Genomic DNA, 13,044 nt, shown 5'->3' with positions numbered 1-13,044 from the left:
TGGCGGTGGCGGCGGGATTTGAACCCGCGGAGGAGTTACCCCCTCACACGCTTTCGAGGCGTGCTCCTTAGGCCACTCGGACACGCCACCGCCCGCGAGCCTACACGAAGCTTCAACAGACCCCGAAGCCACTATCGAAGAGGCGTTCCAGGTAGTCGACGTACCCGGCTATCGCTTTGCGCACCGACTTCCCGTCGTGGAGGAAGAGGTAGCCGTAATCGCCCTGGCGTACGAGAAGTCCATCGAACCGGTGACTTTCGGCCGGTGCCGAGAGTGCGATCGCCTGCGGGTAGGCCGCCGACAGCTCGGCAAGCGGGTCGCCGGTGTTGATCCCGTCCGGGGTATGCAGCGGGGCGTCGAACCAGAACAGCACCAGCCGCTCGTCCTGGTCGAAAACGAGGCTGCCCTCCGGGCGTCCGGCGAGCTGGGAGTGGCAACCTTGAAGATCTTGGTTGATGAGAGGCGCCAGCTCTGCCCGGCTGTCGCCGAATTTGAAGCCGTCGTGGCCGGTGACGTTCACCACATCATCCCTGCTGGGAGCGCTTGTGGTGGGGCTTGGCGACATCTGTGCGCATGCGCTGAGCGCAAGCACCCCGGTCAAAGCGATGGCTCGCAGCATCGCGGCACCCCCGGCGTTGGAGAACACAAAAACCCCACCCTTGGGGGATGGGGTCGTAAGCGCCCCCGTGCACCCGGTAGAGCCCGCTTATCCTTGCTGCCTTCCGGCCCTGGGGAGGTTCACAGGGTGCCGCCGCACGGGGGCAGTCGCTACTGTACCTGGTTTCGTGAACCAACCTGCGAGCCGCTATCCTTCTCGACGGAGGATTCGCCTAGAGGCCTAGGGCGCACGCTTGGAAAGCGTGTTGGGATAAAACCCTCACGAGTTCGAATCTCGTATCCTCCGCCACATTCATCAGCCCCGGCCTTTCAGCCGGGGCTGATCATCTTTGGGCCTCGCCGATAGCCTGACGGCCTACAAACGTGGGGCGAAGGGGGAGCCGTCGTGGACCGGCGTGCCGAAGTGCTGGCTGAACTCGCTCGCCATGTCGTGGCCGTAAGCAGGCCGCATCCGGTGCGAGTGGCAGTCGACGGGAACTCGGCGGCGGGCAAGTCCACGTTGACTGACGAGCTCGCCGAGGCGGTCCGGGCCTTCACCGACCGGCCGGTGATCCGGGTCGGCATCGATTACTTCAAGCGCCGGGCCGATCTGCGAACGGCATACCCGCCGGGCTCGCCGGAGAGTTACTACCTCGACTCGTGGGACAACGAGGCAATCCGCGATCAGCTCCTGATGCCGCTCGGCCCGGGTGGTAGCCGGCGCTATCGCGAAGCGGTTATGAACCTTCCCGCAACCGAAGCCATCGATGGGCCCGTTCACTTCGCATCCGACGACGCAATCCTGTTGGCCGACGGGGTCTTTCTGCAGCGGCCAGAGCTGGACTCGTACTGGGATCTGCGGATCTATCTAGCGATCGGCTTCGACGTGGTGCTAAGCCGAGGCATCGCCCGCGACCAGGAATGGATGGGCGACGTGGCCGCCGCCGAGTATCGCTACCGCACCAAGTACATCCCTGGCGAGCAGCGTTACGTCGCCGAAGTCCGTCCAGACGAGCGAGCTGACCTCGTCGTCGACAACACCGACTTCACCGCCCCCGTCCTGCGAGCGGGCGCGAATTCCTAATTCAGCCAGCATCGAAGCGGTACTCGAGGATGTATGCCGAAGAATCCAGGAGCATCGAGTTGACTTCAAGGCAACGGCCGGTGGCTGAGAAAGCGTGCCTGACGATGGAGACCACTGGGGTGCCGGCGGGTAGGTCGAGTTCGGCGATCTCGCCCGGTGTGGGCATCCGGCAGATGACTTGTTCTGAGAAACGAACTGGGCCTACGCCAGCCTCGGCCATCCGAGCGTAGATGCCGCCCGGGCCGGGGCCGGTATAGGCGATGGCCGGAACTGCGGCAACGAGATCGAGTGGGAGATGAGAGGTTGCGGTCTGCACTACCCGGTCATCCACGGCGAACTTGCGGGCGCGGGAGAGAACGGCAGCACCCGCTGGCACTTTGAGCGCATCGGCGACGAAGTCAGAGGCCGGCACCTCTGTCACCTCGACATGGACTACTCGAAGACGGGCGCCGGTGTCGTGATCCTGAATCGCGTGGCCGGTGCCCCATTGCTGTCGTGACAAGCGGTTCGGCGAGGTACGCGTGATCCGGCTGAAAGCCCTGACATAAAGCCCACGGCCGTGGCGGCTGACGACGATGCCTTCGGCGCGCAGAAGGTCGAGGGCGCGCGACACGGTGCCAACTGGAGCCCCGAAGCGGGCCGCGAGCTCGCGGACAGTGGGCAGACGGTCGCCCTCGACAAGGTGAGCGCTCTCAATGTCTTGGCGGATCGCGTCGGCGATGTCGCGATAGGCGGGCTGAGACATGTGTTCAGGATATCGGTGTCCGTCGCGAACACATCTGTTGTGTTCAGAACAAACATTGTCTACTTGGTGCGAGCAGATGAGGGAGGCAACAAAGTGGACTGGAAGTGGCTCGCGATAGGTGCCGGACCCTGGTGGGGATTCTCGTTGCGCCGCTTGTTATCCGGGGCCTAAGACGACCTGCGATTGACAGGTCGGAGCCACCGCCGTTCGTCCAGTGTCCACACTGCGGGCACATCGTCTCCTCCTTCTGCAAGGAACATCGGGATCAGAAGAGAGGTGTGACTACTTAGGACTCTGGCCATGGCTCGCACCGATGGTGGGGTTCGGCAACCCGGGCGACGAGAAGCGCCCGGGTTGCTCAATTCGATTGACGGGTTGATCGGGCGGGTTCTACGGTCTCGCGATGCGCCCTGGAGAGATCATCGTCGCTGTGGAGCAGGTACGGGCACTGATCGACGAGCAGTTCCCCGAGTGGTCGGACTTGCCGATCGTTGCGCAGCCGTTGAACGGCACCGACAACGCGCTGTTCCGGTTGGGTGATTCGCTGACGGCACGGCTGCCGCGGGCGGAGTGGGCGGTGGACCAGGTGGCGACCGACGCGACCTGGTTGCCGCGGCTGGCGCCGCATCTTCCGGTGCCCGTGCCGGTGCCGATCGCCGTCGGGCAGCCAAGTGGGGATTATCCGTGGCCGTGGACGGTTGTGCCGTGGCTGGATGGGCGCAATCCGGAAGCCGGGCAGGACCTGGTCGACCTCGCCGTCGACCTCGCCGGCTTTGTGCGCGCGATGATCGCGATCGAGCCGATGGACGGGCCGGTCAAGGAAGGGATTCAGCGTGGCGTGCCGCTGGTGCAGCGGGATGAATTGACCCGCCGGTCTATCGCGGAGCTTGGCGACCGGATCGATGGGCGAGCCGTGACTGCGGCATGGGACGAGGCGATGGCGGCGGATGAGTGGCCCGGACCGCCAGTATGGCTGCACGGTGATCTCCTGGAAGGCAACCTGCTGGTCGACGGAGGCAGGCTTACCGGGGTGATTGACTTCGGCGGTCTCGGGCGTGGCGATCCGGCGGTGGAGGTGCGGCCGGGTTGGAGCCTTTTCGACGCCCGCGCGCGGGCCGCCTACCGGGAGGCGCTCGGGTTCGACGAGGCGACCTGGGTACGCGGGTGGGCCTGGCCGCTGTCGGGCACGCTCTACTGGCTGGCGGATCTGTGGGACTCGATCAGCGAGCCGGACCGAGAGGACGCCTTCCGCTACATCGACTACATCGTGCGACACCGCCACGGCTGAACAATCAGCGGGTTCGGCGCCGCCGCCAGGCCTGTGTCCCGAGCAGGCTGAGGCCGAAGGCGAGAGCCGCGCTCAGGAGAACCACTCCGACGATGTACCACCATCGCACTTTGGGTTGACCTATGTCGCGATTGGACAGATCGGCCCTAAAGGCCGGTGAGTGAGAGGGTGCCGGCGGGGCGGTGGAGACCGTGGCGGAAACGGTGGACGGCTCGGGGAAGCCGGTCGGCGAAGGGGTGGCCTCGGCGTTGGGGTGTCCAGCTGCCGGTGGTTGCGCCTTGGGCGCGGGCGGCGGTGGGGCCTGCTGCGCGGAGTGGACTACGACTTCGTACCAGTCGGAGTCTTGAACTATTTCTAGGCCCATCTCTTCCGGCGTATAGGTCGTCGAAACGTACTCCCAGCGGTAGGTGCGAATTTGGGAGTGCAAGCGCCATCGGCCAGGCGTGGTCGCGGCGGTGGCGGTTATCTGGATCGGGCGTGCGAGATTACCGGTCTCCCAGGTCGGCGGCAGCTTCCCGAATTGATAGAACGGGACGGGTCGCCATGCGCTGCCGTCTTGATATGTCACTTGGAGTTCGGTGGAGGGGTTGCCGTTCGGATCCCGTATCTCGATTTCCACACCTTGCAGACCGACTTGCGCAGTGGTTCCGATTCCTTCGTGGAAGGCTTGATAGCGCAGCTGTGCGTCGACCGTGTATTTGCCGGCCCACACCTCGGACGCACCGGTGAACCAGCCGTGCACCCGAGCGGCAACCGCGGCGTGGGCGGGGGAGACCACCATCACCGGGATCGCGGCGGCAGCGGCCAAGACGATGGCGAGCCGGCGGATCAGCATGTCAGGAGACCGTTTCCTCAACCGGTGTGGACAAGGGTCTGCGTCGGATAAGGACGACGACCGCAGCCGCGGCCGCGCCGAGCACGATCCCGGCACCGGCTGACCACCCGAGAATCCTGGCGGTCGGGTCTGTCGTGGATGGTGCGGCAGCCGGGGCCGCCTGCGAAGGGGAAGGTGATGGAGATGGGGACGTCTCGTCGGACGGTGTCGGTGTTGGTGAAGCGGAAGGGGTCGCGCTGACGAGCGGCGCGGCGGGGGGTGCGGCTGGGGCGGGTTTTCGTGCGCCCGGCGGTTGGGTGGTGGTGCCGCCACATGGTTTCCACGCGTAGGTGGCGAGCGGGCGCGGCTCTGTGCCGTCCTCGTTGGCCATTGTCACCTTGATCGAGCTTGCCGCATCGGCGGGTACCTCCCACGACTGGGATTGACCCGAGTGCAAATACGCCGAGGACGTCGTCCAGCCGTAGGCACCCTCCAAAGTGATCTTTGGACGCGGCGGAGCGTCATTTGGGTTCGTTACCTGCACGTTGACCCTGCCATTGCAAAGCGAGGTGAACTTGGCGACCGGTCGCAAAACGCATTCGGGGAGCTGAACCGTCTTGAAGTAGTTGAACTCCTTCGGCCCGTCAGGCAAATCCCACACCACCTTGAAGCGCAGCGACGCGCTGGTTGGACCCGCCGGAATCACCAGCTGCGCCCGCACATCCCAGGTGAGTTTTATCGGTTCCCCGGCCACGCTTGTCGCACTCGTGGCTGCGCTGGCGGGGGTGACTTCGATGCTCTCGAGCCGGCCCTCGGCGTCGACCTCGGATATGAAGGACCATTGGACCCAGCGTGGGGAGCCAACCGATGGACAATAGACGAGCCCGTCGCTGGTGGTCCGGAACTCTCCGGAAGCCGCGTGGGCAGGAGTAACCAACAAACACCACAGGCCTGCCATACCAAGTATTTGAAGGCAACGAAGCAGGCGCACTTTGGTCCTCTCACAGCCGGGACCGACACGCTAGCATCGGTCGCGGGCGTGTGAGATCAGCAGGCTGGGTCGACTTCTTGGCGCTGACCGCCGTGTACCAGAAAAGTAATGTTGTGCCGGGTAAGGGCCACGAATCGCTCCCATTCGCCGTCGCCCCAGTCGCCCAGCTCGGCGGGGGAGATCTCGTCATAGCTTGGCTGGACCGTTTGCTGGACTATATGGACGATGTTGTCGCGAACCTCGATCCGCCACCGGTCCTCCGGCTCCTCGCCTTCCGCTTCGATGACACCGTTGACGACGTGGTCGAAGGTGAACTGGGCGAAGTCGGCCGGATAGATCCATTCCGCTACCGGGTCGGCGAGCTGCCGCGCGACCGTCGCGCCGGGCTTGAGGAAGGTGTCGATCAGGTAGGCCATCCACATGTCGGCCTCGTAGAACTTCTCTTCTTCGTTCCACTGGATTGCCGACCCGTCCTCGGTCGGAGCCCATTTGCACCAGTAGCCGGGCAGCCCGGGGTGTGGCGTCACCCGGCCGCCGGTGACGACGAGGTCGGGCGGGGTGTCCTCGCCGACGAGGTAGGGGCCTTTCACCCGATGGTCGTGGCGGGTCGACGAAAACTGCTCCAAATAACGGGTCTCATGTGGATTGAGCGGCGGCGCAACAGTTACTCGACCGGAAAACGTTGTCGTGTAACCCATGCTGGGAGACGATACCCCAGTGAGTTTCAAGCTTGAAGGACCAATTCTTGAGGGTACGCTGGTGCGCCTCGAGCCGATGGGTCATCGTCACGCGGCGGACCTGGCCGTGGCCGCCGAGGAAAACCGTGGCTCGTATGCGTTTACGTGGGTGCCCACGGCGGCCGAAGTGGGCCAATACCTCGAGGAGCAACTGGAGCGGGTGGCGACAGGAAAGCTTGCGCTGTATGCCCAAGTGGCGAAGTCTTCGGGAAAGGCGGTCGGGGCCACCGCCTATTGGGATCCCCGCTTCTGGCCCGGGACAGAAAACCTGTGCGCCGTGGAAGTCGGCTTCACCTGGCTCGCCGCGTCGATGCAAGGTACCGGGATGAATCTCGAATCAAAGCTGCTCCTTTTCCGCAACGCGTTTGAAAATTGGGGTGTCGCCAGGCTCGACCTGAAGACGGACGCTCGCAACAGCAGGTCTCGCGCAGCCATCGAAAGCGTTGGCGCGAAGTTTGAAGGTGTGCTGAGGAACTGGTCGCAGTCGTGGGCACCGGGAGAAGAAGGCAGGCTTCGTGACTCTGCCGTGTATTCCATCATCGCCGAGGAGTGGCCAGACTGCCGCACGCAACTGGAGGAGCGGCTCGCCCGGAAACTAAAACGGTGAGCGGCTGCGGGGCACGCGACCCAATTTCTGGTAAAGCAAATTGCGGACCTCGGGGGTTTCCCCGGGCCGAATCAAGACGACGGGCAGATCTGGGATCTTGCGGCCGAGGTAGGCAGCGAGCCGGGTGGTGGGCGTGGCGTCGGGTGGCGCAGGTTGCTCCGGATCGAAGTTGTGAGCCGGGCGGCCATAGGTGTCGAAGAAGGCCTGCCAGCTCAGCTGGCAACGCTCAGGAAGCCAATCGGGAAAGAAGTTGCGCCGATTCATCATGGTAGCCAGATCCCAGCAGTGGACCGTGAGCTCGTTGACCACGTGCTGGACAACCACGGAACCGGGCTGAATGCCGATCGGCGTGGGGGCGCGCTCGGCGACATAGCCCCGGCGGCGGAAGGCGGTGCGGGCGCGGTTGGCGGCGGTCGCCATGGCCAGGCCCCACTCGACGTGGATGGGCGGCGAATACTCGACGCCCTCGGCCACGGCCGCATATTCGTGGAGCAGCTCGGTGACATGCCGCTGCAGGTCCTGGAAGCGCCAGCCCGCCAACGAAAAAGCCGTCAGATCGGGGTAGCTTGCGGCGAGCACCGCCAGCGCGCCCAGCTCGAAATAGGTCTGCTCGAAAGCGGCCAGCGGATCGGCGACGGTGACGAATCGATCGGCGAAGTCCATGCCGGGAATTATCGAACGCCAGTGCGACACTTTAAAGCTTGCGGCGGCCTTCAAACGCGCGCCCGAGCGTGATCTCGTCGGCGTATTCGAGGTCGCCGCCGACCGGGAGGCCACTGGCGAGGCGGGTGACGGTGATGCCCATCGGCTTGACCATCAAGGCCAGATAGGTCGCCGTGGCCTCGCCTTCGGTATTGGGGTCGGTGGCGAGGATGAGCTCGCTGGTCTCGCCCGAGCTCAGACGCGACATCAGCTCGCGGATGCGCAGCTGGTCGGGGCCGACGCCTTCGAGCGGGTTGATGGCGCCGCCGAGGACGTGGTAGCGGCCGCGGAACTCACCCGTGCGTTCGATGGCGACGACGTCCTTGGGCTCCTCCACCACGCATAGCGCATCGTCGCGCCGGCGAGGGTCACGGCAGATGCGGCATTTCTCTTCCTCGGCGACGTTGAAGCAGAGCACACAGAACCGCACCTCCTCCTTGACCCGGGTGAGCGCGGCGGAGAGCCGTTTGATGTCGGTCGTGTCGGCTGCCAAGACGTGAAAGGCCAGCCGCTGCGCGCTTTTGGGGCCGATGCCGGGAAGCCGGCTCAGCTCGTCAATCAGATCCTGGATCGCGCCCTCGTACACGGCGGCCTCTAGAAGGGCAGGCCCATGCCGCCGCCGAGACCGGCGGACAGCGGACCCATCTTCTGCTCGGTGAGCTTGCGAACTCCTTCGCTCGCATTGGTGATCGCGGCGAGCACGAGATCTTCCAGGGTCTCGATGTCGTCGGGGTCGACCGCCTTGGGATCGATCGTGACCTTGCGGAACTCGCCCGAACCGGAGACGGTCACGGTCACCAGGCCGCCGCCGGAGGTGCCGGTCAGCTCGGCCTCGGCGAGGGCGGCCTGTGCCGCGGCCAGCTTCTGTTGCATCTGCTGAGCCTGCAGCATCAACTTCTGCATATTGGGCTGTCCACCCTGGCGCATGGCGGTGCTCCCTTGCTAGCGACCTTGTTCGGCGATCTTTTCGATATTGAAGTTCTTGCGCAGCGACTCGAGCGCTTGTTCCTCGCTCGTCTGTAGCACTGCCAGTGAATCAGTGTCACGATCGGGCTCGTCACCGGGGTCGAAGCCCTGCAGCGCGGGTGGTGGCGGCCCATCGAACTCGGGGTCATAAGGGACTTCGTCGTCCTGTGGCCCCGGCTCGGCCTGCACTGGTGCTTGGCGGCCTGGCGTTGCCGGGCGGCTGGGCGCTGCGGGGGTTGTGCGCGCTGTGGCTGGCCAATCCTCGGTGGCGGGAGTGGGTTTCGGCCTGGCAGCGGGAGCGGCCGGCGCGGCCGAGGCTGCGGGCTTGCGGGTGTCGCCGCCGACTTCGCAGCGCACGCTCCACACGCCACCCAGCGTCTGGTGCACCGCTTCGAGCAGCGGGCCGGGATCGTTGTTGACGCCGTCGGCGTGGATCTTGTGTTTGAAGACGAGGATCAGGGTTTGGCCCTCGAGCTCGCGGACCACCGCCTCACGTGCGAAGGCCGCGGCCTTCTTGCTGTTTTGGCCCACCATGCGCACGATCTCGTCCCACGCCCGGCGCACGCCCTGCGCGTCGATCCCCGAGTAGGCGCCGCCCGAGGAGGCGCTGGCCGAGGAGGTGCCGCCCAACGATGCGCCGCCCAACGATGCGCCGCCCAACGATGCGCCGCCCAACGATGCGCCGCCCAACGATGCGCCGCCCGAGGAGGCGCCGCCCGAGGAGGCGCTGGCCGAGGAGGTGCCGCCCGAGGAGGCGCTGGCCGAGGAGGTGCCGCGCGAGGAAGCACGGGCCGAGGAAGCGCCGGCGGGTGCGGAGACGGGGGCCGCGGCGGGCTGGGGGCGGCCGGTGCCGGTGGTGGCCGTGGTGGGCCAGTCGTCCTCCTCCGCGGCGGCGGCTCGCGGGGCCGGGGCAGCGGGCGAAGGACGTTCCTGGGCCTGGACCGCAGCACCGTCCGGGGTGGACGGAGCGGCTGCGGCACGCGATGCAGTCTGGGCGGCGGCACTGTCATGAGTGGACGGAGCGGCCGGGCCGGCTGGGGCGCGCCGTGCAGTTTGGGCTGCGGCACTATCTGGGGCGGACTGGGCCGCTGGGCCGCGCCGCGCCGCCTGGGCCGCGGCCTGACGGGCGGCGCTCTGGCCTGACCCGCTAGCGGCTGGGTGGGACGGCGAGCCGAAATCATCGCCAGCGCCAGGTGCGGTGCCAGCCGAGCCAGCGCCAGAAGACGAGCCGGAAGCGGTGGCTGCGGAACGAGAGGACGTCGATGGGCGCGCCGCTTCGGATGGCGCGGTGGCCCTGGCGATGGGGGCGCCCTGCTCCAGCCGCTCCAGGCGCTGGAGCAGCGCGGACACTGAGTCGTCGACGGCGGGCAGCAGCATGCGGGCGGTGATGAGCTCGAGCAGGAGCCGGGGCGAAGCTGCGCCGCGCATCTCGACCAGTCCATTGTGGACGATGTCGGCGAAGCGGGACAGGGTGGCCTCGCCGATCTGACCGGCCTGGGCGTGCATCCGGGTGAGCTCGTCGGCGGGCGCGTCGAGGAGGCCCTTTTCCACCGCGTCGGGGAGCTGGCGCAGGACGATCAGATCGCGGAGGCGCTGGAGCAGGTCGCTGGCGTAGCGGCGCGAGTCATGGCCGGCCTCGGCGACGCGGTCGATGGTGGCGAAGGCGGCGGCGCCGTCGGACGCGGCCAGGGCATCGATCATCTCGTCGATCAGGGCCACATCGGTGACACCCAGCAGGGCGACGGCCCGCGCGTAGGTGACGCCCTCGTCACCCGAACCGGCGATGAGCTGGTCGAAAACGGAGAGGGCATCGCGCGCGGAGCCGCCTCCCGCCCTTACCACCAAAGGAAAGACCTGGGGTTCGACAGCCACCCCTTCGAGCACTGCCAGCTGCTCCAGGTAGGGACGCAGCACCCCGGGCGGCATGAGCCGGAACGGGTAATGGTGGGTGCGCGACTTGATCGTGCCGAGGACCTTCTCCGGCTCGGTGGTGGCGAAGACGAACTTCACGTAGTCGGGGGGCTCTTCGACGAGCTTGAGCAGGGCATTGAACCCGGCCGACGAGACCATGTGGGCCTCATCGATGATGTAGATCTTGAATCGGCTCGACGCGGGGGCGAAGAAGGCCCGCTCTCGCAGCTCACGGGCATCGTCGACGCCGCCGTGGCTGGCCGCGTCGATCTCGATGACGTCGATCGAGCCCGGGCCGTCGGGGGCCAGGGCGCGGCACGAGTCGCACTCGCCGCACGGCTCGGGGGTCGGCCCCTTGTCACAGTTGAGCGAGCGGGCGAGGATGCGCGCGCTGGAGGTCTTGCCGCACCCGCGAGGGCCGGAGAACAGATAGGCATGGTTCAGCCGGCCGCTTCGCAGAGCCTGCATCAAGGGCTCGGTCACATGATCTTGCCCGATGACCTCTGCGAATGAGCGAGGGCGGTATTTGCGGTAGAGCGCCAGTCCCACGTTGGCAACGGTACAGCTACCCACCGACGGTAAGCGCTCGACGTGCCCAAGGGAGTCATGTTGGTCGATGTGATGGGGTGGAAGAAACGCCGAAACTTTTCGACCGGTGTTTCCGCAGGTGGCGGCCCATATTGCGGAATCGGGCCGCTGGTCAGAGACGTCATCTCTGGCCATTGGCAACGGTTCGGTATCAACTAGTGATCGACTCTGACTCGACTTGCTTAACAGCCGCTAGGGTTCGCCAAAACGGTGACCACCGTCACCGGCCGTTCGGCGTGGACGGCAATGGACCAAGACAGAGGTGAACCCCCATGCGTGCACCACGGCTGAGGACCGCGCTAGCGGTATCCGCGGTCGCCGCACTCGCCTTGACAGCCGCTGGCTGTGCGGCGAGTAAGCGCGATCCGGAAGCCCCCAAGAAGGACACGCTTGTCTTCGGTGTGGCAGGCGACGCGAAGGTGCTTGACCCGTCATTCGCCAGCGACGGTGAGTCGCTTCGGGTGGCGCGGCAAATCTTCGAGACGCTGGTCCAGCCCGAGGAGGGTGGCGCGAAGATCGTGCCGTCCCTCGCGACGAGCTACACCCCCGACTCCACGGGCCTGGTCTGGACGTTCAAGCTCAAGTCCGGCGTGAAGTTCCACGACGGCACTGACTTCAACGCCGACGCGGTCTGCTTCAACTTCAACCGCTGGTTCAACTACTCCGGCCTGCTGCAGAGCCCGGACGTCTCCTCCTACTGGCAGGACGTCTTCGGCGGCTTCGCCAAGAGCGAGTCGCCCGATCTGCCGCCGAGCCTCTTCAAGTCGTGCGCGGCCAAGGGCGCGGACACCGCGGAAATCACGATCACTTCGGTGACCAGCAAGTTCCCGGCTGCCCTCGCGCTGCCGTCGTTCTCGATGTCCAGCCCGAAGGCCCTCAAGGACTTTGAGGCTGACAAGGTCGGTGGCACGGCCGAGAACATCACCTACCCGAAGTACGCGACCAGCAACCCGGTGGGAACCGGTCCGTACAAGTTCGAGTCGTGGGACACCACGAACAAGGTCGTCAAGCTGACCCGCAACGACGCCTACCACGGCAACAAGGCGAAGATCAAGAACCTGCACTTCAAGACCATCTCTGATCTGGCCGCCCGTAAGCAGGCGCTCGAGGCCGGCGACATCCAGGGTTACGACCTCGTCGCCCCGGCTGACGTCAAGCCGCTGCAGGACAAGGGCTTCAACGTGCTGGTCCGCCCGGCGTTCAACATCCTCTACCTCGCGATCAACCAGTCCGGTAACCCGGCGCTGGCCAAGCCCGAGGTGCGCCAGGCTATCGCGCACGCCATCAACAAGAAGAACATCGTCGACTCGAAGTACCCCCCGGGATCCACGGTCGCGATCGAGTTCCACCCGTCGTCGCTGCCCGGTTACAACGAGTCGGTCACCAAGTACGACTACGACGTTGCCAAGGCGAAGTCGCTGCTGGCGGCCGCTGGCTACGCGAACGGGCTGACCCTGAAGTTCCACTACCCGACCGAGGTCACCCGGCCCTACATGCCGGCGCCGAAGGACATCTTCGAGCTGATCTCGGCCGACCTCAAGGCTGCCGGCATCACGGTTGAGCCGATCGCTCTCAAGTGGAGCCCGGACTACCTCAACGCCGTCACCTCGGGCAAGAACCACGACCTGCACCTGCTGGGCTGGACCGGTGACTACGCCGACGCGTTCAACTTCATCGGCACCTTCTTCAGCCGCGCCAAGGACGAGTGGGGCTTCAACAACCCGGCCCTGTTCGACCAGTTCAAGAAGGCCGACCAGGAGCCCGACGTGAACAAGCGTGCGGAGCTCTACAAGGCCCTCAACGCCGAGCTGCTCAAGTTCCTGCCCGGTGTGCCGATCGCGCACGGCCCGCCGTCGCTGGTGCTGGCCAAGGACGTGACGGGTGTCAAGGCGAGCCCGCTCACCGACGAGCGTTACGCCACCGCTGAATTCAAGTAAGTAACTCACCGCGGCCCCTGTGGACTACCTTCTAAGGAAGTCCACAGGGGCCGTATATCCCTCGCCCGAAATGAGAC

13 protein-coding genes, 2 tRNA genes and 1 other RNA gene are annotated in these 13,044 nt (G+C 65.9%); 5 read left to right on the top strand and 11 right to left on the bottom strand.

Going from position 1 to position 13,044, the window contains the following annotated elements; translation table 11 throughout:
- The 3 genes from Rhe02_RS35135 to ffs all read right to left on the bottom strand — a co-directional run bounded on the left by Rhe02_RS35135 (window position 1) and on the right by ffs (window position 768).
- Window positions 1-90, bottom strand: a tRNA-Ser gene (locus Rhe02_RS35135).
- A gap of 22 nt (window positions 91-112) precedes the next feature.
- Window positions 113-646 (bottom strand): hypothetical protein, encoded by a 534-nt coding sequence (locus Rhe02_RS35130; protein WP_203912764.1) that lies wholly within the window; start codon window positions 644-646, stop codon window positions 113-115.
- A 26-nt stretch (window positions 647-672) separates the two neighbouring features.
- Window positions 673-768: signal recognition particle sRNA small type (ffs, locus tag Rhe02_RS35125), an RNA gene on the bottom strand.
- A gap of 51 nt (window positions 769-819) precedes the next feature.
- Between ffs and Rhe02_RS35120 the strand changes: the two genes are divergently transcribed.
- A tRNA-Ser gene (locus Rhe02_RS35120) sits at window positions 820-907 on the top strand.
- Between the two features lie 96 nt (window positions 908-1,003).
- Entirely contained in the window at window positions 1,004-1,681 is a 678-nt protein-coding gene (locus Rhe02_RS35115) for a nucleoside/nucleotide kinase family protein (protein WP_203912763.1), read from the top strand.
- Window position 1,682: 1 nt separating this feature from the next.
- On the opposite strand, the gene Rhe02_RS35110 is transcribed toward Rhe02_RS35115, so the two are convergent.
- Entirely contained in the window at window positions 1,683-2,426 is a 744-nt protein-coding gene (locus tag Rhe02_RS35110; protein WP_203912762.1) for a GntR family transcriptional regulator, read from the bottom strand.
- Between the two features lie 403 nt (window positions 2,427-2,829).
- Between Rhe02_RS35110 and Rhe02_RS35105 the strand changes: the two genes are divergently transcribed.
- Window positions 2,830-3,714, top strand: a complete 885-nt coding sequence (locus Rhe02_RS35105; protein ID WP_203912761.1) for an aminoglycoside phosphotransferase family protein — start codon at window positions 2,830-2,832, stop codon at window positions 3,712-3,714.
- Between the two features lie 4 nt (window positions 3,715-3,718).
- On the opposite strand, the gene Rhe02_RS35100 is transcribed toward Rhe02_RS35105, so the two are convergent.
- From Rhe02_RS35100 to Rhe02_RS35090, 3 genes are all read right to left on the bottom strand, one after another.
- A complete protein-coding gene (locus Rhe02_RS35100; RefSeq protein WP_203912760.1) occupies window positions 3,719-4,549 on the bottom strand; it encodes a hypothetical protein in 831 nt (276 codons plus the stop codon).
- A gap of 1 nt (window position 4,550) precedes the next feature.
- Window positions 4,551-5,465, bottom strand: coding sequence for a hypothetical protein (locus tag Rhe02_RS35095; RefSeq protein ID WP_203912759.1), 915 nt, complete (start codon window positions 5,463-5,465; stop codon window positions 4,551-4,553).
- A 110-nt stretch (window positions 5,466-5,575) separates the two neighbouring features.
- Window positions 5,576-6,217: a hypothetical protein gene (locus tag Rhe02_RS35090; protein ID WP_203912758.1), complete on the bottom strand. Its 642-nt coding sequence runs from the start codon at window positions 6,215-6,217 to the stop codon at window positions 5,576-5,578.
- A 19-nt stretch (window positions 6,218-6,236) separates the two neighbouring features.
- Here Rhe02_RS35090 and Rhe02_RS35085 point away from each other — a divergent pair, with 19 nt between their 5' ends.
- Window positions 6,237-6,863 carry a GNAT family N-acetyltransferase gene (locus Rhe02_RS35085; protein ID WP_203912757.1) on the top strand — a complete coding sequence of 209 codons (627 nt, stop codon included), beginning with the start codon at window positions 6,237-6,239 and terminating at the stop codon, window positions 6,861-6,863.
- On the opposite strand, the gene Rhe02_RS35080 is transcribed toward Rhe02_RS35085, so the two are convergent.
- The 4 genes from Rhe02_RS35080 to Rhe02_RS35065 are packed head-to-tail and all read right to left on the bottom strand — an operon-like array spanning window position 6,852 to window position 10,991.
- On the bottom strand, window positions 6,852-7,526 hold the full coding sequence (locus Rhe02_RS35080; protein ID WP_203912756.1) for a DinB family protein: 675 nt from the start codon (window positions 7,524-7,526) through the stop codon (window positions 6,852-6,854). The two genes, Rhe02_RS35085 and Rhe02_RS35080, sit on opposite strands and share 12 nt — an antisense overlap.
- Window positions 7,527-7,557: 31 nt before the next feature.
- Window positions 7,558-8,151: a recombination mediator RecR gene (gene recR, locus Rhe02_RS35075; RefSeq protein WP_203912755.1), complete on the bottom strand. Its 594-nt coding sequence runs from the start codon at window positions 8,149-8,151 to the stop codon at window positions 7,558-7,560.
- Between the two features lie 8 nt (window positions 8,152-8,159).
- A complete protein-coding gene (locus Rhe02_RS35070; protein WP_203912754.1) occupies window positions 8,160-8,492 on the bottom strand; it encodes a YbaB/EbfC family nucleoid-associated protein in 333 nt (110 codons plus the stop codon).
- A gap of 15 nt (window positions 8,493-8,507) precedes the next feature.
- A complete protein-coding gene (locus Rhe02_RS35065) occupies window positions 8,508-10,991 on the bottom strand; it encodes a DNA polymerase III subunit gamma and tau (protein WP_203912753.1) in 2,484 nt (827 codons plus the stop codon).
- A gap of 311 nt (window positions 10,992-11,302) precedes the next feature.
- Here Rhe02_RS35065 and Rhe02_RS35060 point away from each other — a divergent pair, with 311 nt between their 5' ends.
- Window positions 11,303-12,967, top strand: a complete 1,665-nt coding sequence (locus Rhe02_RS35060) for an ABC transporter substrate-binding protein (RefSeq protein WP_203912752.1) — start codon at window positions 11,303-11,305, stop codon at window positions 12,965-12,967.
- Window positions 12,968-13,044: the final 77 nt, after the last annotated feature.

The organism is Rhizocola hellebori, assembly GCF_016862955.1.
In the GTDB taxonomy this organism is placed as follows: domain Bacteria; phylum Actinomycetota; class Actinomycetes; order Mycobacteriales; family Micromonosporaceae; genus Rhizocola; species Rhizocola hellebori.
The sequence above is the reverse complement of the archived record's forward strand: the minus strand, read 5'-3'. Positions and strand labels throughout refer to the sequence as shown.